Here is a 24,808-nt window from a genome sequence, read left to right as displayed (position 1 = left end):
CGAAAAATAGTTGGATTTTCGCCACTTCTTCGTGAACAGAAGTCTTCGTGTACGAAAACAGTTGGAGAAACAGCACTTAAAATTCAACCAATATAGCGGAGTAGGGGAAATACGCAAAATTAAATGGCATTTATCCAACTAAAGCCCGAAAGAAATCAAAAGTATCCGAATTAAGATACGTTTATCCAATTAATGTACCTCATGCCAGAGCGAGGAGGGGGCGAGCTGTCCACCTCATGCCAGAGCGAGGAGGGGGCGAGCTGTCCACCTCATGCCAGAGCGAGGAGGGGGCGAGCTGTCCACCTCATGCCAGAGCGAGGAGGGGGCGAGCTGTCCACCTCATGCCAGAGCGAGGAGGGGGCGAGCTGTCCACCTCATGCCAGAGCGAGGAGGGGGCGAGCTGTCCACCTCATGCCAGAGCGAGGAGGGGGCGAGCTGTTCACCTCATGCCAGAGCGAGGAGGGGGCGAGCTGTCCACCTTACGCCAGAATCAGGACGGGAGCGGTGCGCTTTCCCATCCCTTCTGACTGCCGTTTCCAGCTTGGCCGGAAGCGAAGCCCATCCAAACTCCGTAGGATTTTGAACTTTTATTATAGATGGCCTTATTTAGCATGGGGCCGCCTGCGGCTACACTTAAGGCAGGGAAGAGAGGGACTGCTGAAGGAACACGGGAGGCGGAAGACAATGGTTATCGAGTCCAAAAGAAGTGTGGCGGTCACAGGCAACGGCAGCAGCTTGCCGCCGGTAGGCCGCAATACGAAGAAGAGACACATGCTGAAGCATTTGCTGAAGCATAAGGTGCTGCTGCTGATGCTGCTGCCGGGCGTAGTATTTTTGCTGATCAACAATTATTTGCCGATGTTCGGAATTGTGATTGCATTCAAGAATATCAATTATGTGGACGGGATTCTCGGCAGTCCGTGGGTTGGGCTGGATAACTTCAAATTCCTGTTCGCCACCTCGGATGCCTGGATTATCACGCGCAATACGGTGCTCTACAACTTCGTATTCATTGTGCTTAATCTGCTCTTTGCCGTATCCATCGCGGTTGCCCTGAATGAGTTGAGGAATAAGCTGGCCGCCAAATTCTATCAGAGCATCATGTTCTTCCCTTACTTCCTGTCGATGGTGGTGGTGAGCTATCTGGTGTTCGCTTTTCTGAATGTTGAATACGGTTTCATCAATAAAGGAGTCTTCGCCCTGTTCGGGCTGGATGAGCTGAACTGGTATTCGGAGCCGAAGTATTGGCCGTTCATTCTGCCGCTGATCAATCTCTGGAAAGGGGTGGGCTATGGCTGTGTCATCTATCTGGCGGCGATCATCGGCATTGACAACGAGTACTATGAAGCGGCCCTGATCGACGGCGCCAGCAAGTGGAAGCAGATTCTGCACATCACCATTCCGCTGATCCGGCCGGTCATTATTATTACAACGATTCTGGCGATCGGGGGCATCTTCCGCTCCGACTTCGGGCTGTTCTACCAGACCACACTGAACTCCGGGGCGCTGTACCCGACTACGCTGGTCATCGACACCTACGTCTATAACGCGCTGATTAACATGGGTAACCTGGGGATGTCCGCAGCGGCCGGATTATACCAATCGGTGGTCGGCTTTTTCCTGGTCCTCGGCTCGAACTGGATCGTGCGTAAGGTTGACAAGGATCAGGCGGTTTTCTAGCTAAAAGTCAAGCAGCGCACGTACCCTGTAGAAGGAGTGGAAATCCGTGGCTAATAACGAAATATCCCGCTTCACTAATGTTCTCCTCCATATTATTTTTATCATCCTGTCCCTGGCCTGTCTGCTGCCGATTGTACTGGTCTTCATGATCTCTATTACCGATTACGATTACATCGTCCGCAACGGCTATCAGTTCATTCCGGAGAAGCTTAGCCTGGAGGCTTACGCCTATATATTCAAGGATTACAGCGTGGTGCTGCGGGCCTACGGCATCTCCTTCTTCGTCACGATCACCGGGACGCTGGCCAGTGTGTTCCTCTCTTCCCTGTATGCGTACCCGATATCGCGGGCGGATTTCCGGTACCGGGGGGTGTTCGCTTTCCTGATCTTTTTCACCATGCTGTTCGGCGGCGGGCTGGTGCCGTGGTATATGGTCTACACTCAGGTGCTGGACCTCAAGAATTCGATCTGGGCACTGGTTGTGCCGATGCTGCTGTCCCCGTTCAATGTGCTGATTATGAAGACGTATTTCCAGATGAGCGTGCCGCCCGCGCTGATTGAAGCCTCTACGATTGACGGGGCGGGGGAGCTGCGGACGTTCTTCCGGATTGTTTTTCCGCTGTCTCTGCCGGTCTTCGCGACCATTGGGCTGTTCAATACACTGCATTACTGGAACGACTGGTTCAACAGCATGATCTTCATTACTGACACAGACCTCTATTCCCTCCAATATCTCATGTACAAAATGATCTCCCAGGCAGACTACCTGAGCCGCAACGGGGCACTCATTCAAGGCTCGGCCACCGAGCTGGCCAAATTGCCGGGGGAAACGATCCGTATGGCGATGGCGCTGATCGGCATTGGGCCGATTGTGCTGGCCTATCCGTTCTTCCAGCGGTATTTCATCAAAGGACTGACGCTCGGCTCGATCAAAGGCTAACCTCGGAACCTACCGATTAGCATATATTTGTCCATCAAGGGGAGGAAAAAAGTATGGCAGGTAAAAAAGTCACAGGTCTGCTGCTGTCGCTTGTGCTGATAGCCGGATTCACCCTGGCCGGATGTGCGGGGAACAATGGCAATACAGCTGCGCCTACAGAGAAAGCGGGAGAAAGCACCACAGCTCCGGCGGCAACGAAGGAAGCCACAGGAACCGAAGCGGGCGGAACAGAGGCGCCGGATGCACTTCCGCCGGTGGAGCTGTCCCTGTATCTGCCCGGCGGGCCGGATAAGGATGTGGCGTCCGTAGAGCAGGAGATCAACGCCTACTTGAAGGATAAAATCAACGCCACCCTCAAGATCAACCAGCTGAGCTGGGATAAACCGGCCGACAAGGTCAACCTGATGATCCAGTCCGGCGAGGTGTTCGATATGGTCTATACCTGGAACTTCATGACCAATGCCGCGAAGGGGGCGTATCTGCCGCTGGAGGAGCTGCTGGATACCTATGCCAAGGAGACGAAGGCGCAGATCAATCCCGCCTACCTGCAGGCAGCTACCGTCAACGGACATTTGTATGCGGTTCCAACCGAGAAGGAGCTGGGGCAGTCGGTCGGGTTTGCTTTTGACAAGGCGATTGTGGATAAATACGGCTTCGATGTGAACAGCCTCCAGAAGCTGGAGGATATTGAACCGATGCTGAAGACGATTAAGGAGAAGGAGCCGGCCCTCTCTCCGCTGTTCATGAACCATACCGACAGTCTGCACTGGTTCACCGCGTATCCCGACAGCGAGGACTTAGACGGCAGCAATGATATCCCGACCCTGCTGGATTACAAGACCATGAAGGTGTTCAACGAATACGACACGCCGGCAATGACGGAGCGGCTGAAGCTGATCCGCAGCTGGTATGAAGCGGGCTATATTAACAAGAACGGAGCCACTGACAAGACCGAGCTGAAGGATGCGGTCAAAAGCGGCAAAGCCTGGTTCGTCTACGGCAATATGAATCCGACCTCCACCAATGACTGGACCCGGCTCGCCGAGAAGCCGATGATCATCAAGACGCTGCTGCCTGTTCAGGTCAGCACCAAGAGTCTGCAGGGCTCGATGCTCGCCATCTCCAGAACCTCGAAGAACCCCGAGCGGGCCATGATGTTCATGAACCTGCTTCACACCGATCCGGTGCTCTACAACCTGCTGACCTTCGGTATTGAAGGTAAGCACTACAAGAAGCTGGAGAACAACACCGTGGAGTTCATTGCAGACAGCGGCTATAACTCCGTATCCTCCTGGATGATCGGCAATGTGCTGCTGAACTACCTGAATAAGGATGAAGATCCGAAGCGCGTGCAGCTCTATACGGACTGGAATAAGAATTCGAATATTTCACCGGTCATCGGGTTTGTGTTCGATTCGACCAAGGTGCAGTCACAGATCGGTGCGCTGATCAACATCACGAAGCAGTATAAGAACACCCTGTTCTCCGGGGAAAAGGACCCTGAGCCGGTCCTGAAGGAGATGAACAGCAAGCTGAAGGCCGCAGGCCTGGACGCTGTGATTACGGAAATTCAAAGTCAGCTCGACGCTTTTCTGGCCGCCAAGTAAGCAGTAGAGGCCATAGCACGCCCGGTATCCGGCAGCAGCAGTCACACGGCCGCCTGCGGCAGGTACCGGGTATTCTCTTTCGCAAATCCAGCCTTTGGGGAGCCCCTATCTGATCAAGAGAGGGTGTTACTATGCGAATTCAGAGAATCACAGGCAAATTGCTCATTGCAGCTCTGGTATGGATGTCCGCATCATTGCCCGGAGCACCGATCAGCTCCGCCGAAATGCCGCCTGCACAGGCGGTTGTAGAAGAATATGCAAATAACAGTACGGTCACAGAGGATACCTATCAGCCGTCTCCGCTGCTCTGGCAGGTGGGCGAGCAGGATAACAGCTCCGCAGAATTTACAGTGTATCAGGATGTGTACAGTGAGAATATTACCCTCCCCGTCAATCCCCTGAACTGGAATACGATCTCCCGCGGCATGAAGCTGGACCGCAACGCGGCGATGGAGCTAAGCTTCAATCTTACGGAAGTCCCCCTCTATGGTGTAGAGTTCAGCTTCAAGGTACTGGATGCAAGCACCGCTATTCCGCAGCTTGCCGTATTCACCAATGACAGCTTCAGCGGACTGATTCAGATTACCGGGCTGAATGACGGAGAGACCCCCTTAACGAACACATGGAAAGAAACCTATAGACTCTACATTCCCTCAGAACAGCTGAAGACCGGCAGCAATGAGCTGAAGCTGACCGTGGACCGCGGGCTATACGCTGATCCGCAGTCGCCCGGATATGACGGTGACAAGTATCTGTGGTTCGAATGGGATTATCTCAGGCTGGAATCATTGACTGAACCGGCCACAGAGCCTATCCACGGACGGTATGTCCACCTGGGAAGTACGATTGCCGCCTCAACCTTCCGGTATGACGAGCATGCGATCCGCCATCTGGCCCCTATGGCTAAGTGGCTGGGCATTGCCTACAGCGGCAACTGGATGCGCACCTCCTTCTGGTCCGATACCAGCGCAGGCTGGGACCCGCAGGGGCGGAAGTACCTGGAGACGCTGCGCGACCTCAACCTTGCGCCCATGGTTAATATCATCGGCGGCAACTGGAAGACGAACAGCGAGCTGGCAGCAGGGACGATCAGCTCTGCGCTGAGGAGCTACTACAGCGGCTTTGTCAGCAAATTCGGTGATCTGTACCAGTATGCCGAGACAGGCAATGAGCCGGGATTGTTCGGCTGGGCGCAGAAGGCGGTGCTGGCGCTTCATGAAATGATGGACGAGGAGAGGCAGACGAACAGCCAGCCTTACCTGAAGATTGTTGCTCCCGGCTGGGCCTACTGGCCGTATAACGGCACCCCTGACGGCTGGGAACGGGATGCTGCCCAGCGTGCGCCGATTGAAGCGCTGTCGGACGTGACCAACGGACACAGCTATGGCGGGACCGGCGTCCAGCCGTTGCCGGGCGGAAGCCTGTATGAGAATCTGCGGGTGTACAGCGATTCAGAGGAAGGCTTCGGCAAAGAGATGGCCATGAGCGAGACCGGCAGCAACGACAATCATTCCGACAATACGAAATACGGGACGTATGCTTACCGGTTCGCTTCTGCTTTTGACCGGGAGCTGCGGGGGAATATCGGTTATGCCGACCATATTATGCAGCATGCCGCCTTCTTCAATGACGGGACGGAGTTTGGCCTGTTCGATTCCGCGATTAACTGGAACACGCACCGCTATGAGGATACGGCGGCGGTACCGGCTAATATCAATGAATCCGGGGAGACCCGGCTGAAGACGTTCCGCAGACTGGCCGCTGCTTACGCTACGCATGGAAGCCCGCTGGGCTACGAGGTACTGAATGCGGCTGAACTGACCGGGCTGAAGGCATACTTCCGCGCAGTGGATACCTCGACGCTGGGCACTTCGGCCATCGGGGCTGCTGCGGATAAAATCCTGCTGAACTTCGTGAATTTCGAGAAGACGCCGGTAACGATGCAGGTCCGGGTGGCCCTGCCGTCCAGCGGAGTATATACCGGGGAGCGGTTCGGACCCGGGGAGACGTACGCCGCCGCCTACTCCCGGGTGGAGCTTACGGCAGATCCCTACGTTACCCTTACAGTGGCACTGGACGCGGGAGAGACAGTCCAGTACATCCTGGATGAGCAGGACAACACACTGCCTGCTGCTCCGGGCAACCTTGCGGCAACAGCCGTAAGCCATGAGCAGATCCGGCTGACCTGGGCGGGTTCGACAGACAATGATGCTGTGGTCAGCTATAACGTCTACCGTGACGGCGGAGCGGCTCCGGTGATCAATATTCCGGGTAGGCTGACCTTCTGGAGTGACTATACCGTTGCGCCCCAGACCACTTACAGCTACACGGTGCAGGCCGTGGATGACTCCGGCAATGTATCGCCTCTCAGCGCAGCCGTGTCAGCGACTACGCCGGTTATGCCCATTACACCGCATGCCGCAGGAGATCCTTCCAAGTTCGAGGCCGAAGCTACCGCCTTTGCCCTGCCGCTGAAGACCGGTAATAACAGCAGCGCCTCGGGCGGCAAGGTCGTAGAGCAGACACATAGCGGAGGCTTAACGATCCAAGGCTTCCACTCCGTGAACGGAGGCAGCTATACTTTGACAATTGTATACGCTTCCAATGAGGAGTCGAAGAAAAACATTCTCGTGAACGGCGTGAAGCAGTCCACAGTAACCCTGCCTTCTACGGGAAGCTGGACCGCGAATCTGACAGCACGGCAGTATGGCATTACCCTCCAGCCGGGCTATAACACGATCAGCTTCACTTCGGCCGGGAAGGGGGCGAATCTCGATTACTTCAGGCTGGAGGAGGGGCAGTACGTTCCGCTCTCCCACTGGTATCCGGCCGCACACGATCATCCTTATATTGACTATGCCGGATTCACGCCTGCGCCCAATGGAGTCTCCCATGTGACCTACGAAGAGGATGCCACAGCCGCCTTCAGCTTCAATGGCATCGGTGTCCGCTGGAGATCAGATATCAAGAGCGATATGGGCAGTGCGGATGTCTACGTCGATGGCGAGTATAAGGAGACTGTAGTTATTCCGCAGGCAGGGCTGGAGGGCGATCATAAAATTGTCTACGAGCTGACGGGTCTGGAATACGGGCTGCACCGGATAGAGATTAAAGGGAACGGCGGAAAGGTAATGGTCAGCGGACTGGAGTATGATAGCTACGAATCCGTATTGCCCGTACCGGGACCGGATATGACTGTGACGGATATCGGCTGGCATATTGTGAACAGTGACGGCAGCCCTTCCGCCCACAGCACACCGCAGCTGGGCGACTCCCTGATCTTCTGGGCCAAAGTGAAGAACATTGGCGTCCGTCCCACACCGCTGAATGCTTCGACCGGACTTGGGCAGATTACCGGCGGCGCTTTCTCGGTCAACGGCGGGGTGGTCTCGTGGACGGACACGAATACCAGTGTGATTCAGCCGGGCGAGGAGATTACACTGACGGCTAACGCCAGTGCCCAGGGCACGCCCCGCTGGACGGCGCCGACCATCGGCGAGTTTACGGTCAGCTTTTTTGTAAATGATATCTGGCGGTATGCGGAGATGAACAAGGAGAATAACAAGCGGGCAAGGACGCTTCTGATCAGCCTGCCCTGACGGGCTAATCAGCCGCTGGGGATATGCGCGCAGGCAGTTTGTAGAATATTGAACTTATATTATAGCTGGCTGTATGTAGGGCAGCTTTACGATCCGGTACACTAGACTCAGAACAGAACCTGCCGGGAGGAGCTTTAAATGATGCAGAAGCCGTTAAGCAAGGAAGAGCAGGAGTGGGTAGAGGATACGCTTGAAGCGATGAGCCTCCGTGAGCTGATCGGTCAGACGATGCAAGACCATGCAGGCAGACTGCCGTTCAAAGGAGATGATGCGGCAAGTCTCCGCAAGTATCTGGAGCAGTATCCGGTGGGCAGCTTCTTCATCGGCGGGGAGGTCATTCAGAAGGCTGCGGGCAAAGCGGAGGATTACCGGGACTGGGCGGGAATGCTGCAGGGCATCAGCAGGTTCCCGCTGCTGTTCTCCGGTGATCTGGAATTCGGGGCAGGCTCGGCCGTGAGAAGTCTCACGGCCTTCCCGCCGCTCCTCGCGCTTGCCGCCGCCGATGATGAGGCCCTGGCTTATGAATACGGCAAATATACCGCGCTTGAAGGCCGGGCGGCGGGGTTCACCTGGGCGCTGGCTCCGGGCACCGATCTGCTGCTGAACTGGATGAATCCCGTGATTACGACCCGTTGTCTCGGCGATGAGGCCGGACGGGCGGCACGCCTGGCTGCCGCTGTTATGCGGGGGATGCAGGAGCATGGCCTTGCGGCATGCGCCAAGCATTTTCCTGGTGACGGGGTCGATTACAGGGATCAGCATATCATTACTACGTTGAACAGCTTATCGGAAGAGGAGTGGTTCTCCACTTACGGACAGGTGGCCGGGGAGATGATTGATCAGGGTGTGATGTCCTATATGACCGGACATATCGCCCTTCCTTGGATCGAAGACGGGGCAGGCAGCGGATCGAAGCCGATTCCGGCAACCGTCTCGGAACGGATTACAACAGGGCTGCTGCGGGAGCGGCTGGGCTTCGATGGAGTTGTGCTGTCGGATGCGCTCGATATGGGCGGGTTCTTATCCTGGGGAGACTACACGCAGCGCATCATCGACTGCTTCAATTGCGGTACGGATGTGCTGCTCTGGCCAGGAGTGCGTTACTTCGCGGTCATGGAGCAGGCGGTGGAGGACGGACGTGTCAGCCGGGAACAGCTGAAGGCCAGTGTCCGGCGGATTCTGGAGCTGAAGGCGCGGCTTGGCGTGCATGCTGCCCGCGCCGGGGAAGAAGACGGCCGGGCGCTGCCGCTGCTGGACGACAAGCTGCTGCCCAGTCTGGACCGGCAGGTCAGACAGTTCAGCCGCGAGCTGGCCGGGCGCTGCATTACCCTGGTGCGCAACCGTACCGGCCAGCTGCCGCTGAATCCGCAGAAGATCCGGCGGGTGCTGGTCATCATGCTGAATAAGGTGACGGAGGGGCGCAGATATGAGCGGATGAATCTTTTTGTGGAGCAGCTTAAGGCCCGGGGGCTTGCGGTCGATATTCTGGATGAATTCGAGCCGCTGACGACGCTGCGGCAATGGGAGCTGTCCGGGGTCCGCTGGGATGCCGCCTTCGCCCCATACTTCCTTCCGCTGCACGGAATGATGAATACCGCCCGTCCAGTGGGGGAAGCAGCCAAAGCCATCTGGGCCATGCAGCATGCAGAGACTGTCCGGCCGATCGGTATTTCGTTCGCTACGCCGTATCTGCTGCAGGACATTCCCTTCTTAGATACCCTGGTGAATGCGTATTCCCTGCATGAAGATACGGTAGAGCTGACGGTGAAGGCACTATTCGGAGAGATTCCGTTCCAGGGAAGCTCTCCGGTGAGGACGGAGATTCAAGAGGGATATTATGGTTCAGGGAGGCTCTCCGGTAAAGGCAGAGATTCAAGCGGGTGAATACGATTCAGGGAGGCTCTCCAGTGAGGACGAAGATTCAAGAGGATGATTACGATTCAAGGAGGCTTCAGAGGTCTTGACTATCAAGCGGGAGTTAGCGAACAGGCAGGCATTAGAGCAGAAGCTGGAGCGGATCTGGGAATACATGCGCTCCGAGCAGCACCAGGGCAATTGGGCTATGGATATAGATCATTGGGACTGGGTGCCCGGCGTGGGCGTAATCTCGTTGTTGGAGTATGGCACGGTGACTGATAAACAAGAGGTGAGGGATTACCTGCTGCACTGGGTGAACCGGAATAAGCAGAAGGCTGAGGGGGGTTGGGTTATTAATTCCCTGGCCCCTTATGCGCTCTTTCCTGAGCTGTACCGGCTGACCGGCGAGCCTTGGCTACTCAGCCGGGCGCAGGAGGTTGCCGCATGGATACTGGAGACTGCCCCCCGGACCCGGGAAGGGGCGCTGGAGCATACGGTGACAGAGGCGGTGGAATTCCCGGAACAGGTATGGGCCGATACGGTATATATGGCCGTGCTGTTCCTGGCCCGGCTTGCCGGCCTAACCGGCGACAGGGAGGCTGCCGCCGCCGCTGTGCAGCAGACGCTGCTGCACCTTCGTCTGCTTCAGGACCCGGAGACGGGGCTGCTGTTCCATGGCTGGAACAGCCGGGCAGGCAGCCATATGTCGGCAGCCCGCTGGGCCCGGGCCAATGCCTGGGTGCTACTTGCTATCCCGGAGATTGTGGCCGGGACAGCAAGCCTGATTGCTATTCCGCATGAGCTATACAGCCGCTACCGCAGGCTTGCTTCTGCGCTGCGGCAGGCTCAGGGGGCCAGCGGCTTGTGGCATACGGTGCTCGATCAGCCGGATTACTACGAGGAGACCTCGGCCAGCGCCGGAATTGCCTGCGGCTTCCTGAAGGCGGTGAAGAGCGGACTGCTGGAGGCTGCTTATCTGGAGAGCGCGAAGGCGGCCCTTGCGGGTATTCTTCCACTTATCTGCGAAGATGGTGAGGTGCAGGGAGTCTCGGGAGGCACTCCGGTCATGCCCTCGATAGCAGCCTATAACACCATCGAGAGATATCCGGCACTGTACGGGCAAGGGCTGGTGATGCAGCTATTGACAGAGGCACTGGATCTGGGGGAAATGGAGTATCGGCTTGCGGGGCAGGAACATCAGGAGTGTAAGCAACGACACGCGGACCAGAGGAGTAAAGAGCCTGAAGAGTACCAGAGACGACAAGAGGGCTAAGGGTGTCAAGAACATCAGGAGCGCCAGGGACGACAAGAGAGCCAAGGGTGTCAAGGACATCAGGAGCGCCAGAGACGACAAGAGGACCAGGGGCGTCAAGAACATTCAGAGCGTCAAGGGGGTAGCAACGTCAGGCGCAATCCGAGGGGAGGGTTCCCTTGAAGTTGAAGGAAAGGCAGGGAATAACAGTGAAGGATAACTTAGAAGCTGCGGGTGGAGGGCTGGATCAGCGGCAACGGCTGATTCATAAGATGGCCGGACTGGAATCCCGCTATGATTCGGCAATCTGCATGCTGCGCTCTCCGTTCAGCAGCCCGGGGTATCATACGACACTGAAGGAGGCGGAGTTCATCCACTCCACCAGAGACTCGCTCAGCTATGCGCTTGGACTACTCGACACGGAGCTGGCCGGTTATGAACAGCGGGCATTCGATATTATCCGGCAGGTGATCTCCTTGCAGGATACAGACCCGGCGCATGATACCTTCGGCATCTGGTCATGGTTCTATGAGGAGCCGCTGGACCAGATGGCTCCGCCGGACTGGAACTGGGCGGACTTCTGCGGCAGCCGTCTGGTGCAGGCCCTTTCGCGCCACGGCCACCGCTTCCCGGACGATCTGCGGGAGGCGGCCGTCTTGTCCATAGAGTATGCCTGCGAAGCGATTATCCGGCGGAATGTCGGACCCGATTATACCAATATTGCGATAATTGGCGCGTTCGTGACCCGAATTGCCGGGGAGAAGCTGGGGCGTAAGGATTATGCAGACTATGGGCTGGAGCGGCTAAGGAGGCTGCGTGCTCACACCCTGAAGCATGGGGCTTTTCAGGAATACAACAGCCCGGTCTACACCTACATTGCCATTCTGGAACTGTCGAAGCTGCAGTCCGAGACCTCGGACATCAGGGTTAAGGCATGGACCGGCGAACTGCTTGAGCTGACCTGGAGGACCGTGGCCGGGTATTATCATCCTGCCACGGCCCAGTGGTCCGGGCCGCATTCCCGCTGCTATGGGGTGCTGCTGGAGGACCAGAGCAAGGCGTTTCTGCAACTGGCGACAGGAGGAGCCGCGATGTTCTTCCCATGGGAGGAGTTGCCCTACGAAGAGGAATGGTATAAGAGCGGCATCCGTTGTCCCCCAGCCTATTTGGATCGATTCAAGGTTCCTGATACGAAGGAGGTAAGGCAGCGCTTGGAGGGGGAGGGAGAAGGAAAAGAGGGAAGGGAAGGTCGGGAGCGTGAGGAAGGACGGAGGGGGGAGCAGAGTCAAGAGCAGAGTCAGGAGCAAGAGCAGGGTGAGGACCGGGAACTGGAACTGGGGCTTGAATTGGAACTGGAGTTGGAGCTGGAGCTCGGTCAGGGTCCGGGTCAGGTGCATAGGCAAAGGCAGGAGCGTGACGGCAAGTGGGCGGTCACTTATATGACTCCGCAGTGGAGCATGGGCTCCTTCACCCACAGTGACCTGTGGAACCAAAGACGGCCGCTGCTGATCTATGCAGATCATTACGGTCAGCCTGCCTATATCCGGCTCCGTTGCCTGCATGATGGCTATGACTACTGTTCTGCACGCTTTCAATCGCTGCAGAAGGCAGGCCATGTGCTGTTCGGGATCGATTTCGTAACGGATGGAGGGGATACCCATCCGAATCTGGACCGGACCGGCGGTGTGATTGCAGCCTCGGACCTGCGGCTGCGGCTGGAGGTTGGCGGCGCTCTGGACGAAGTTACTGCCGGATTAACAGAGGAAGGTGCGGTGATCAGCATCGGAGGGACGGAGTTTAGCCTGATCACCTGGTTCGCAGCATTCAGCAGACCAGCGAATGCAGAGAATCGCTTGGCATGGGAGGTTCATAAGGCAGACGGCCGGATGAATATTGATATGATTCTCTACGCCGGTCCGCGCAGGACCCTTGATTTCACCTCCATGCAGCAGGCAGCGCTGGTGTTCTCTCTGGTGGCTGGAGAGGAGGGGAGATTGAACTCTGCCCCGCTTCTGGAGCAGACAGATGAGGGCGGACTGCGGGTTAGCAGTGGGATGGAGCATGAAGAGGACAGAACGCAGGGAGTTGCAGGAGAGAAGGCAGCGGGAGCGAAGAGGGTCAACGTATGGAATGATGAGAATGGAGCGAATGAAGTAAATGGAGTAAATGAAGTAAACGAAACAAACGAAACGAATGTTGAGAAGGGAGGGTGGGGTGTAAGGGGCGTGAACAGCATGAACAGCATGAAGGGAGGTTTCGTACTTAACCTGCGGCCCGCGCCGGGAGAGCCATGACCTCACCACTCAAAGAATGAATGTATGCGAAATACCGAACACAATTTGCTGGTACAAAGGCCGATGACCAAATGTATGCGGAAAACCGAATACAATCGGTAAGTGCGACGGCGCATGAACCAAATGTATATGAAAAACCGAACACAATCGATGCTGCTGCGATGAGGGTTAGTCCCCCATATACCGTAGGCAGTAACATCGTAGAGAAATCCTGCTAGAAGTACAGCAATACTGCCCCATAGAAGCGGCTTATGCTGAAATCCTGCATGAAAGGCAACAAAGCCAGCGCTAATTTGCTCTCATCACCAGAAATCCTGCAAATGATACAACAATATAGCGTAACCTGTAACTTTTTTAGGGAAATCCTGCAAGATGTGCAACAATGGGGCTTCATCATGCAAGCGACCAGTGAGAAAACGCGCAGAATTGGCAAGAGATAGGCGGAGCACCGCTATGAAAGGAAGGGACAATTCAGAACGTATGCGAAAACAAACCTCATAGACAACACAAGGAGCTGGCCCCGTAATGTGGGGACCAGCTCCTGTGACATTCAGAGGTTTTATTGCGGCAGCTCTATAAAATCATCTCTGAACCGCTCGTAATCGGCGGCCCGGCATTCCAGCTTCAGGCGTGTGCCCTGCTCTTCGTAGCTGACGGACTGCACATCGGCATGTTCATTAAAGTAGGAGACAATGCTGCCCCGGTCGAACGGGACCAGAATCTCACACTGTACATAGTCGGTGAAGATGCGGCTGCGGATCAGAGTGACCAGCTCGGCGATCCCGCGGTTTTTCTTAGCAGACAGGGTTACAGAGTTCTCCTCCACCTGCGGGTAAGGCTCCTCCCTAAGATCAGCCTTGTTGTAGGCGTACAGAGTAGGGATTCCGTCAGCGCCCAGCGCCTTCAGGGTCTCATTCGTTACAGCCATATGCTGCTCATGCTGCGGGTCGGCAATATCGACGACATGAATCAGCAGATCGGCTTCCGTTACCTCCTCCAGGGTCGAACGGAACGCCTTCACCAGATGATGGGGCAGCTGGCTGACGAAGCCTACGGTGTCGGTTAACAGGAAGGTCTTGTGATCAGGCAGCACGATGCTGCGCACCGAGGTCTCAAGCGTCGCGAACAGCATATCCTTGGCGAGCACGCCTTTGCCCGAACCGGGATGATAGGTCTCGACCAGGGTGTTCATTAAGCTGGACTTGCCGGTGTTGGTGTAGCCGACCAGACAGACCACAGGTACCTCATTCTTATGCCGCTGCTTACGCTGGATCTGGCGCCTTGCGACCTGCGTCTGCAGCTCTAACTGCAATGCGGAGATCCGCTCTTCAATCCGTCTGCGGTCCAGCTCCAGCTTCGTTTCCCCGGCTCCCCGGTTCTTCAGGCCGGCCCCGCCGCCCTGTCTGCCGAGAGACTCACGCAGTCCGCTCAGGCGGGGCAGCATATATTGCAGCTGAGCGACCTCTACCTGCAGCTGGGCTTCCTTGGTCTTCGCCCGCGAGGCGAAGATATTCAGAATCAAGATGGTCCGGTCAATGACCTGGCGGTCCAGCGATGACTCGAGATTGCGGATCTGGGAGGGAGACAGCTCATCGTTGAAAATAACGACCGGCGCTTCATGCTGCTCCATCAGCAGCGCCAGCTCCTGGATTTTGCCGGTCCCGATGTAATGCGACGGGTTCACCCGGCTGGATTTCTGGCTAAGCTCAGCCACGACCTCAATCTCGCAGGCGGCTGCCAGATTACGCAGCTCCTCCATCGAATAAGCGAAGTTCGTATCGTTCTGCAGCTGCATGCCGACGATAACGGCTTTCTGTTGTACGGGTTCCATATATAGATCAACCTCCATAGTGTAATTTGGGCATCAAAAAAGCACAGGCAGTCTGCCTGTGCTAACAGTAGGTGGAGGAACAACAGAATAAGGTCTGGTATAGCCCGCTGCGCGGGAGCAGCTATACGGCCATGCTTGCCATAGACACCATGAAGGTTCAAGCTGCAGGGCCAAGGGCCCCGGCAACTTAAAAAGATATAAAGCTAATCCTCCCGGCAAACACAGATCCTGACGGGGCGGATACATGCACTAGTGGGCACAGTGTACCGGTTCCGGGAATCAGCGTTCGGGTTGCGGATTAACAGGTGAATTCTATGGGTTACGTGTTATGGACAGACTTATCCTGAGTCCTCTGCACAGGGCAGAGCTTTCGCGCTATGGGAAAATAATTAGCCGCGCAAAGTGCGAATCCGGATATAATCTATCACACGCAACCCTCCGTTCTAAAAAAGTTACATTGATTTTAGCACAGTCCTTGCCATCTGGCAACAACCCCCAGTAAGCGGGAGTGTGTGTGATTTGACAAGTGCCATGGTCTGTCAACCGACCAGAAACTTCCATTTTCCTCTGCATATCCTATTGAATACGGCTCTAATCGGAGGGTGATAACTATGCCTATACTTACAACCAATATGTTAACAAAGAACCCTACCCCGGGAGCAGGACTCATCAGTCAGGCGGTAGTGAAGGTAGTGAACAACGGGATCGCCCAGGGATCGGTCTATTTGACCGGTTACAACAACGATGTAAGTCCCTCAACGCTGTTTGCACAGGAGCTGTTTGAGTCGAACTATCGGGAAGTTGTGACCAAAACGTATAATATTACGCAGAATTTTTTTCAATTCAATATTTCCTACTCCCAGGAGCAGATCCGGGCACGGATCTTTCTGGTGGACAGCAGCGGGGTCTGGATTCCTGTTACTCTGCAGCCCATAACGCTCAACCGGATTACCTCGGAATTTCGTAACAATATCCCCGTAACCGGCAGCGACACCGCAGCCCTCAGCTTCCGCAGAAGCACCACGATCACCGTTCCTGAAGCAGTGACCGCCGAGATCTTTCCGGACGGGTTGGAGATTCTGGCCTCCACTCCCATCCGCTATAAGGTGATAGCCGGGGGGACCGTTAACGGGGCTTTTGTGAATTACCCTACGCCGACTACGGCTATCCCTGTCACTGAAACAGCGCTGCTGGTGAACTATACCTGCACATCGGTCACCGGCGGACGGGTGCTGACTCAAGGCATCGGCTCCGGCATATCCGGGGCGTACCAGAATGTGGCGGCGAATCTGCTGAATCAGCGGCTCGCGTACGATCTTCAGCTATTGCCGGTCACGCTGGTGGTCAGCTCGCTTGCCGGTGAGGACAATGTGGCGGTTACCTTCCGAATGTCTGAGCAATGGTGAAGACTGCCGGGTGAACGCCCGTTATTGCTACGCTGGTTGACTGGTAACAGACCCATGCCAGACCTGTAGCAGATAAAAGATAGCCGGAACAGGGGGCATCCGCAGCAGCGAATTATCCCACCCATTCCCGGCGCAGTGTGAACAGATCCTTCAGCGCGTCTGTGGACAGCTCGGTAATCCAGCCCTCGGAGCCGGAGATGACGTCGTCGCTGAGCTGCTGCTTGCTCTCCAGCATCTCGTCAATCTTCTCCTCCAGCGTGCCGAGTGAGATGAACTTGTGCACCTGCACATCCCGGGTCTGGCCCATGCGGTAGGCACGGTCCGTGGCCTGATTCTCCACCGCCGGATTCCACCAGCGGTCGAAATGGAACACATGGTTGGCGGCCGTCAGGTTGAGGCCGACCCCGCCCGCTTTGAGCGAGAGGATGAATACATTTGGCTGATCGGACGGCTGCGCTCCGGCCGCTGCATCTGCAGCCCTAACCCCTTCGCCCGCAGGTAGCACGGGAGCCTGGAACCGCTCAATCATGCGGTCGCGTGTGCTCTTCGGCGTGCTGCCGTTCAAGTACAGCACCGGTTCCTGCAGCTCCTGCTGAAGTACGGCCTGGAGCATCTTACCCATGCCTACATACTGGGTGAAGATCAGGCAGCGCTCGTTCTCCTCGCGCAGCTCGCGGACCATGGCGAGCAGCCGTTCCAGCTTCGCAGAGCGTTCTATCAGGGAGGTGGTGTCCAGAGCGCTGCCGTCCTCCGGATCAGGAAGTACCTCCTTGGTAAGCAGCATCGGATGGTCACAGAGCTGCTTCAGGCTGGTCAAGGCGGCGAGGATGGCCCCCTTGCGTTCGATGCCCTCCAGCTTTTGCATCCGTTCAAGCAGGCTGTTCACATTCTGGTCGTAGAGTGCAGCCTGCTCGGCTGTCAGGTTGATGTAGGTTTTCATCTCATTTTTATCCGGGAGATCAAGCTGGATCGCCGGGTCCTTCTTCTTGCGGCGCAGCATGAACGGCTTGACCAGCCGCTGCAAATCAGCGGTCCGCTCGGCATTGCGCTCCTTCTCAATGGCATTTGCGAACCGGTCCTGGAACCCCTTCGGGCTGCCCAGATAACCAGGTGTAATGAAATCGTAGATCGACCACAGCTCGGACAGCCTGTTCTCAATCGGCGTTCCGGTCAGCGCGATCCGGTGCAGGGCCGGGAAGCTGCGCACGGCGGCGGACTGCTTCGTTCCGGCATTCTTAATATTCTGTGCTTCATCCAGGCATACCGTTGCCCAGGTGAACTGCTTCAGCAGTTCCTGGTCCAGTGCAGCGGTAGCGTAAGAGGTAAGCACAACATCCGCCTGTGAAGCTGCGCCGTAGAAATATCCGGCATCCAGCCGTCTGCTTCCGTAATGAAGCATCACGTTCAGGGAAGGCGCGAAGCGCTGCAGCTCCTTCTGCCAGTTGCCCAGCACGGAGGTCGGGCAGATGATGAGCGAAGGCCAGCCCGCCGGTTCGGTCTGCCGCCGGGCCACAGGTGCGCCGGAAGCTGCAGCTTCCTCCTCCTGCTCCTTCAAATGGAGCAGGTAGGAGATTAGCTGCACCGTCTTGCCAAGCCCCATGTCATCGGCCAGGCAAGCGCCCAGCCCGAAGCGGCGGAGGAAGACCAGCCAGGCGAAGCCCTCGTGCTGGTAGCTTCGGAGCTCGGCGTGCAGACCGGCCGGCACCTCCGGCTTCGGCCACTGGCTGCGCTGGCCCAGCTGGCCGATCAGCTTCACGAGATGCTCGTTCAGCTCGACCTCCAGCCGGACGCGGACCGCTTCTTCCTCGGCACGCTGCGCTTCCGCTTCCTCCGAATCACCGTCTGCACCTTCGTTCAGCAGGTGCAGCTGCAGCACGTCCTGGAAGGACAAGCCGCGCGACTTGTCCATCCCGGCCATGGCCCGCTGAATCTGCGCGAGCAGCGCAGGGTCCAGCGGAATCCACTTGCCGCGGAACTGGACGAGGCGTTCCCCGCGCGCTACGAGGTCGGCGAACTCCGCCTCGGACAGGTCGGCGTCGCCGATGGAGATGCGCCAGTCGAAATCGACCAGCGCATCCAGGCCGAACAGCGACTGCCCGCGGCTGCCCTCAGCCGTGCCGGAGCTGATCTTCGCGCGCAGGCGCGGCTTCCTGCGGCTGGCGGCTTCCCACCACGCCGGCAGCAGCACCTGCCAGCCAGCCTCCAGCAGCGCCCGGCTGTCGGCCGTGAGGAACCGCCACGCGACCTCGTCGCTTAGCGGCTCTGCCAGCACATCGGCGCCGCGCCCGATGTGCTCCGGAAGGCTGTCACGCAGCCGTGACAGCCACCCGCCCGCCCGCTCGTGGACATGCGCTGTCCACGCTGCGGGCCAAGTGCCATGCGGCTCGCCGTCTCCGGTGAGCCGCAGCGGCACAAGCGCGGACTCGTCGCGCTTGTCCTGGAGGAGCAGCTGGAGCCGCCAGTACGGCAGCTCATCGTCAGGCTCAAGCAGCTGCAGCACCGGCCGGAACGGCGCGGTGTCTGCCTTCCAGCCGATGGACATCAGCCAGCTGTCCTCGTCCATACCGGCTGCGCTTCTCCCACCTGCGCTGAACAGCAGCGGGAATTCACTGCGCAGATCACCGGCCTGCGCCTCGGTGCTGTAATACCGCTGGAAGACCGCCGCCGAGAAGGCGGCCTGCAGCCCTTCAGCGAATCCGCTGCGCTCCTGAAGACGATGCAGCGCGGCCGCATCATCCCAGTCTGCCTCGGCGGCTTCCGCCAGCACTTGCTCTGTCCAGGCCCAGCGGAGCTGGCCTTCACGGTAGGCTGCGAAGCTGGGGGCGTACTGCCGTGCCTCCAGCATTCTAGCCAGCAACGGGGCCAGCCGGGTCAGCAGCTGGGCATCGCCCTGCCAGCTCCAGCCGACATGCCGGAGCAGCCGCAGGTCCGCAAAGAACGGCAGGACCTGCTCGGCAGGCAGCACCACCAGCTCGACCTCATCGGCCTTCGAGGTGCTAAGCTCCGTGCCGTAGAAGGATTCCTCATGCCAGGCGAACAGCAGCTGCTTGAGCTGGATACCGGGCATATAATCATCCCGGTCATCCACACCATAGATCAGCGCATCCCCATACTGGGTAAGGGCGAGCTGGACGGTAATATTGCGCATCTTCATATTCATGGGATCAGTTTTCCTTTCCGCAGCTCCTCCTGCAGGGCGCGCAGGCGGCTGTGTCTATCCGTGAAGCTGTCCAGGAACACTTCCCAGCGTGCTTCGCGTTTCAGTTTTTTGTACAGCTTAGCGAGCCGCTTCAGCAGCTTCACGGCCGCTTTGTAGCTGTGCCGGTTCTTCTCCAGCACGAAGCGCTCCACCGCCTGATGGTAGAACGGCAGAAGCAGCTCCGGCGCATTCTTCTCGATCGGCTGGAGGTCACTCACCCGGAAGTCGGCAGGCCGATGGCCGGAGGCGATCTGCATATCCATCCATTCCTGCCATTTGCCGTAGGCTAGGAGCTGGGCTTCATAGATTTCGCGTGACAACGGCAGCATACCCGACAGCGTCTCCCACATCAGCTGCTCTTCTTCTGGCAGGTGACGGACTGCCTCATCCCAGTAGCCCGCATAATCCAGCAGATTATACATTCGGCTGTTCAGCAGCGGGCCGAGCGCGGTCAGCCACTGGGTCAGGCGTCTCCACTCGCCGGCTTCGGCCAGCGGAGGCAGGAAGCTCATCAGCTCCTCCGGGTGCAGCCCGGGCCGTTCGGACGCGGCGTTCAGCTTCTCAATAGCGGCCGAATCCTCATGCAGCAGCGCATGCATCCGGCTCTCGGCCAGCAGCAGGGCATGTCGGGGAGCAGCGGCGCTTAGCTGTTCTCCGGCCTGTTGCAGCTCCGCCAGCTCCTTGGTGTACAGCTCCGATCCGCTTAGATTTGGGGTAATCCAGTTGATCCACAGCAGGCTGTAACAAGCTGAGAAATAAGGCTGTTCTCTGGCGCGGTCGCGCGTTTCGTTCAGCATCTCGGTCCGGAGATAGGCAATCGTATCGTAGACTCTCGGCCACTCCTCGGGGGCTTCCGCCAGCGGCAGACCCCGTTTCATCGTGTCTATGATATGCTTTTGCAGCTCGGAAATCGCAATAGAGGTGTAGTAGCCCACGGAATAACCAAGGGACAAGGGGTTCGCCGTTAGGGAGGTCCCGCCAGGCCGGAGGATACTCTCCAGCACACAGAGATGAGCGTGTAGCTTGAACAGTTGGGCAGCAGCGGGAGGCAGCTTGGGCTGGCCCCCGGTAATGGCGGCGAGCGCCCGGTCCGCATACTGCGGGTTGCGCACCGTATGGGCAAGCGGCTCCACCAGCAGCGCCATGTATTCGCGCCACTGCTGCACCGTAGCCTCAGGAATCAGGGCGGCCAGCTTCTTCAATTGTTCGCCGCGCCGTCCCGGAACAGCAGGCGCCGCAGTGGAATGAAGCTTGGGCTGGCCTATCAGCGCCTTGGCGTTTGCAATGGAATGCACAGGCTGCGCTTGCTCCTCAGCGTATTTCATCAGCACAGCCGCCATATGCTTGCACATTCCGGACACTGGACAATCGCAATGGCTCTCCTCCAGATCGTCCAGGTCAATAGAGACCCCATAATCCTCGCGGCCTTCGACCAGCGACATGATTCTGTGCGGCGTGATCATTCTGAAGGCCTGCACGCGCTGCTGCTTATAATATTGAAATCCCCGTTTCAGGGTCAGATCATCGAAAGAATGGGCAACCACCGAGATGAGCTTATCCCACCCGGCAGCATCCATCATATAGTTTGACTGCATCGCTATCGTTCTCCTGTAGCAGATTGGGTGAATCCGTCGTTCCATTATATCATTATTGCATAGCGTATCCCGCAAAAGTCTGAAATCCTGGCAGGTATGATATGCCCCATATTGAAAAATTAGGGGGAAAGTAAAACGGGATGTCTGCTGACGGCCGGGGGGAGCAGGAGGATGGGGTCTATGCTCCGCAGCAGTAACATTTATAGAGAAATCCTGCAGGAAGTGCAGGAATACTGCCCCATAGAAGCGCCAGAGCCTGAAATCTTGCATGAAATGCAACAAAGCTAGCGCTAATGTACTCCAAACACCGGAATTCCTGCAAATGATGCAACAATGTACCTCAGCCCCTAACACTTTTAGAGAAATCCTGCAAGATGTGCAACAATGCGGCTCCAAGCAAGCGGCCGGTGAGAGAAAACGCTCAGAATCGGCAAGCGATAGGTCGGGCACCTCCAGGAAAGGAAGAAACACTTCAGAACGTATATGAAAAACGGAATATATAATTACATAATTTTGATTTTATAGAAACAAATATGCTTGAACGGCGTCTAAAATAGAAATCTGTCATCCAGGGAGAGATCAGGAATGAACAAACTTTTGAAAATAGCCATATCAGGATTAGCCTTGACCCTAGTGTTTAGTGCGGGTGCCTTTGCGGCTACAGTTGCTCCAAAAATAATCGTAAACGGCAATCAAGTGAAAACTCAGACGCAGCCTAAGATTATTAATGGTACGGTATATGTCCCGATTCGGGCCGTTTCAGAAGGATTTGACGCCAGTATTCAGTGGGATAATACAAGTAAAACCGTGTATGTGGATTCTGATCCGAATTTCGGAATGGAGCGCAGCAGTGTGGCTTATGTGGCGAACCGCAACCTGGCATATAGATGGATTATGGCGTATGACGAACGGGATCATCAAGGAGTGCTCGATGTAATTACGCCTGATTTCAAGACCGATATCTATAACGAAAGTTTCCCGGCGGGAACGTATAATATGGAAACGATTGTTGACATGAAGGCTGTAGCAAGTACAGACAGCACCTTAACGGTGCGGATTGTCCAGAGAGTGACTGCGGAGGATGAGTACAAGGTGAAGGTGGAGCGGTGGAATTTTATTTTTGGGCAGGGGAAAATCAAGTCCGTGAAAAGGGTACCGGACACGGCAAAATATCTGGACCGGTACACCCTTTTCCCGGGAGCTAACTTCGGCATCTAGGTTCCTTATTCGGGGATGGCCCGGATCAGATCCGTATAAGGGAGGCCGGAGAATTTAAAGGTTGTTACAGTGCCGTCGCTAAGCCTCTGATAACCGCTATACACCCCGTTGTTGTAGCTAAAAGAATCCTGAAACAGATCAGAAATATACGCTGGCTGCACACCGCCGAACGTAGTTGCCGGATAACCGGGGATATCTGCTTCTGAAGCCTGCCATATGGCTGTGGCCGTTGTGCCTGTAATCTCAACCACAGTGGTTATTTCTCCATTGCTGTAGGCATAGCGGGTGGCGTCCTTTGAGGCAAAGGAATAAGAGTAGTATTGGGAGTGGTCACTTTGTGCACTTGTACCGGGCTTGAAAGAGTAGCGGACCGGCAACGAAATGGCTGCCAGGCGGGCCTGCTTAAGATCTGCTGAATGGATGGCCTGGGCATCAGGAGTGAAATTCTTGGATTGAATGAAGATGATTTCCCTTATTTTTTCATAGTACACACTGTATCCAAATGCCTCACTGACAAACTTTGCGGGAACCATGATTCGTCCGTTGTAATTATTGGCTTCACTATCCATTTGTACCGGTACGCCATTCTTATAGGCAATCGATTGTCCCTGAGTCATTTCAAATTGGTCATTTGAGGAATTCGTAATCGTTACCGTATGGCGGATACCATCCCAGGAATAGTGGAGCCCCAGGGAAGCAAGCGTGCTTATGGGAATCATCATTCGGCCAGCGAGTATGAGGGGACTGCGATCAGCGGAGATAAAAGCCCCATCGATGTTAATCTGTATAGGTTTTGTGGTTGACTGGGCCTGGCTGGCAGCAGCGGCGGAGCTAATGCCGGCAAATAAGAATAAGAGGATCAGACAGAACGGAACTAACCTTTTCAGTATAGGCATTGGCAGCTCATTCCTTCCAAGTAATTTATATCTTTTGATTATAACGTGAGGTTCAAAGGATGTTAAGATTGCGGGCAGATGAAAACAAGCCTTCCAGACCCCGTTAGGGCGTTGGGAAGGCTTGTTAAAAATATACGGGTCACCGTAGAATTCTGTCAGCTATAAGATAAAGTCACAACCCTCAAAGCGCTGCCCCTTAGAGATTAGCATCACCGCATGAGCAATAGCGGCTTGTTGAGATTCAGACAGTCCGGACTCATCGCCGTTCCAAGCATCCAGCCACCAGAAATAGGAGCAGATATTCCGGTAGTCCATGAGCATAGGGAGCTGCTGAATCCAGTAAGCGGATAACACATGATGCAAAGAGTAACCGGTCAGAAACTCATTCAGGAAGTGAGCGGCAAACTTATTTTTGGACTGCCGGTCTTTCCCGGGGGAACCCCACCAGACCGCATGGACGGCTGCGATTGCTATATCAAGGGCGTACCAGCCATAGATGCTGTCATCGAAATCGAACACCGTAAGCTCACCTTTGTCGATATGGAAATTATACGGATGAAAATCATTGTGGATGAGTCCATATGAATCCGTATCTCTTGGCAGACTGGAGAGGACATCCTCCAGGGCTTCCAATTTGTCTGTGAGCATCCGGTAGCGGCCTTGGTGCAGATAAGGGTTAGTGATACGCCGCCTTCCCCAGTCAGACCGTCTTGCAGCGGGATCTGCAGGAGAATAGCTTTTGGTGAGCAGGTGTATCCGTCCCATGGTCTCGCCCCATAGTCTGAATATGGAGGGGCCCCACAATTGCGGATCGCTTTTGTCAAAAAAACATCCGGGTGCCATCTGAAAAGCTGTAGCAATATAACACTGTTCCTGCTGACTGTATACAGCGGTAAGCTGCCCGTCTGAGGTATGGACCGGCAGGGAAGTGCGCACTCCATTGAGTGCCAGATAGTAGACCCAGTCTATCTCCGCTTGTATTTGTTTCACATAGGCTGCAGGTTTCGCTGACATTCTTAGGATATGCGGCTGATTGTTTTTGACAAACCGGTAGACTTCATTGCTTGAGTTGCTCAGGAAGACTAAAGTTTCCGCATCAAATCCAAAGGCTGCCGCTGCTTGGTGCAGCAGTTGTTGACTCACCAATTGAAACCCTCATCTCATCTTTAGCGTCCCCCGGCCGGGTGCACCCTCAGACTAACAGCATTTCCCGCTGAAATATAGACTTATAGTTTCCTGTCAAATATACTAAGACTTAAGTCCAAATCATTTTATTTCTTCACCACAGGAATCCATACCTCGCAAATACATTCATTGTGCTCATCATTCGTTGTTACTCCGGTCATGCATTCCATCGTTTCTCTTCAACCATCCTGTTTTATCATATACTCCATTCTATGCGTTTCCTGAAACCCGAGGCTGTTATACAAATGT

15 protein-coding genes are annotated in these 24,808 nt (G+C 55.9%); 10 read left to right on the top strand and 5 right to left on the bottom strand.

Features of this window, described 5'->3' with window-relative positions:
• Positions 1-684: 684 nt before the first annotated feature.
• The 8 genes from MKX63_RS02925 (at position 685) to MKX63_RS02890 (ending at position 13,669) form a co-directional block, all read left to right on the top strand.
• Positions 685-1,680, top strand: coding sequence for an ABC transporter permease (locus MKX63_RS02925; protein WP_445323473.1), 996 nt, complete (start codon positions 685-687; stop codon positions 1,678-1,680).
• A gap of 46 nt (positions 1,681-1,726) precedes the next feature.
• Positions 1,727-2,620: a carbohydrate ABC transporter permease gene (locus MKX63_RS02920; protein ID WP_341015158.1), complete on the top strand. Its 894-nt coding sequence runs from the start codon at positions 1,727-1,729 to the stop codon at positions 2,618-2,620.
• Positions 2,621-2,673: 53 nt separating this feature from the next.
• Positions 2,674-4,227, top strand: coding sequence for an ABC transporter substrate-binding protein (locus MKX63_RS02915; RefSeq protein WP_341015157.1), 1,554 nt, complete (start codon positions 2,674-2,676; stop codon positions 4,225-4,227).
• A 131-nt stretch (positions 4,228-4,358) separates the two neighbouring features.
• A complete protein-coding gene (locus tag MKX63_RS02910; protein WP_341015156.1) occupies positions 4,359-7,826 on the top strand; it encodes a carbohydrate-binding domain-containing protein in 3,468 nt (1,155 codons plus the stop codon).
• Positions 7,827-7,964: 138 nt separating this feature from the next.
• Positions 7,965-9,710 carry a glycoside hydrolase family 3 protein gene (locus tag MKX63_RS02905; RefSeq protein WP_341015155.1) on the top strand — a complete coding sequence of 582 codons (1,746 nt, stop codon included), beginning with the start codon at positions 7,965-7,967 and terminating at the stop codon, positions 9,708-9,710.
• A 76-nt stretch (positions 9,711-9,786) separates the two neighbouring features.
• A complete protein-coding gene (locus MKX63_RS02900; RefSeq protein ID WP_341015152.1) occupies positions 9,787-10,956 on the top strand; it encodes a glycoside hydrolase family 88/105 protein in 1,170 nt (389 codons plus the stop codon).
• Between the two features lie 158 nt (positions 10,957-11,114).
• Positions 11,115-13,229, top strand: coding sequence for a hypothetical protein (locus tag MKX63_RS02895; protein ID WP_341015151.1), 2,115 nt, complete (start codon positions 11,115-11,117; stop codon positions 13,227-13,229).
• A gap of 266 nt (positions 13,230-13,495) precedes the next feature.
• On the top strand, positions 13,496-13,669 hold the full coding sequence (locus MKX63_RS02890) for a hypothetical protein (protein WP_341015149.1): 174 nt from the start codon (positions 13,496-13,498) through the stop codon (positions 13,667-13,669).
• Positions 13,670-13,788: 119 nt separating this feature from the next.
• Here the strand turns inward: MKX63_RS02890 and hflX are convergent, their stop codons facing one another.
• The gene (gene hflX, locus MKX63_RS02885; RefSeq protein WP_341015146.1) at positions 13,789-15,060 is read right to left on the bottom strand and encodes a GTPase HflX; all 1,272 of its coding nucleotides are present in this window, start codon (positions 15,058-15,060) and stop codon (positions 13,789-13,791) included.
• A 611-nt stretch (positions 15,061-15,671) separates the two neighbouring features.
• Between hflX and MKX63_RS02880 the strand changes: the two genes are divergently transcribed.
• Positions 15,672-16,466, top strand: a complete 795-nt coding sequence (locus MKX63_RS02880) for a hypothetical protein (RefSeq protein WP_341015145.1) — start codon at positions 15,672-15,674, stop codon at positions 16,464-16,466.
• A 112-nt stretch (positions 16,467-16,578) separates the two neighbouring features.
• On the opposite strand, the gene MKX63_RS02875 is transcribed toward MKX63_RS02880, so the two are convergent.
• A complete protein-coding gene (locus tag MKX63_RS02875; protein ID WP_341015143.1) occupies positions 16,579-19,626 on the bottom strand; it encodes a DEAD/DEAH box helicase in 3,048 nt (1,015 codons plus the stop codon).
• Positions 19,623-21,260 carry an SWIM zinc finger family protein gene (locus MKX63_RS02870; protein ID WP_341015142.1) on the bottom strand — a complete coding sequence of 546 codons (1,638 nt, stop codon included), beginning with the start codon at positions 21,258-21,260 and terminating at the stop codon, positions 19,623-19,625. The genes MKX63_RS02875 and MKX63_RS02870 overlap by 4 nt, the downstream gene beginning before the upstream one ends.
• Before the next feature lie 585 nt (positions 21,261-21,845).
• Between MKX63_RS02870 and MKX63_RS02865 the strand changes: the two genes are divergently transcribed.
• A complete protein-coding gene (locus MKX63_RS02865) occupies positions 21,846-22,478 on the top strand; it encodes a copper amine oxidase N-terminal domain-containing protein (protein ID WP_341015140.1) in 633 nt (210 codons plus the stop codon).
• Between the two features lie 5 nt (positions 22,479-22,483).
• On the opposite strand, the gene MKX63_RS02860 is transcribed toward MKX63_RS02865, so the two are convergent.
• Positions 22,484-23,374 carry a copper amine oxidase N-terminal domain-containing protein gene (locus MKX63_RS02860; RefSeq protein WP_445321810.1) on the bottom strand — a complete coding sequence of 297 codons (891 nt, stop codon included), beginning with the start codon at positions 23,372-23,374 and terminating at the stop codon, positions 22,484-22,486.
• A gap of 159 nt (positions 23,375-23,533) precedes the next feature.
• Positions 23,534-24,517 (bottom strand): phosphotransferase enzyme family protein, encoded by a 984-nt coding sequence (locus MKX63_RS02855; protein ID WP_341015137.1) that lies wholly within the window; start codon positions 24,515-24,517, stop codon positions 23,534-23,536.
• Positions 24,518-24,808 lie beyond the last annotated feature (291 nt).

The organism is Paenibacillus sp. FSL R7-0179 (assembly GCF_038002265.1).
In the GTDB taxonomy this organism is placed as follows: domain Bacteria; phylum Bacillota; class Bacilli; order Paenibacillales; family Paenibacillaceae; genus Paenibacillus_AQ.
The sequence above is the reverse complement of the archived record's forward strand: the minus strand, read 5'-3'. Positions and strand labels throughout refer to the sequence as shown.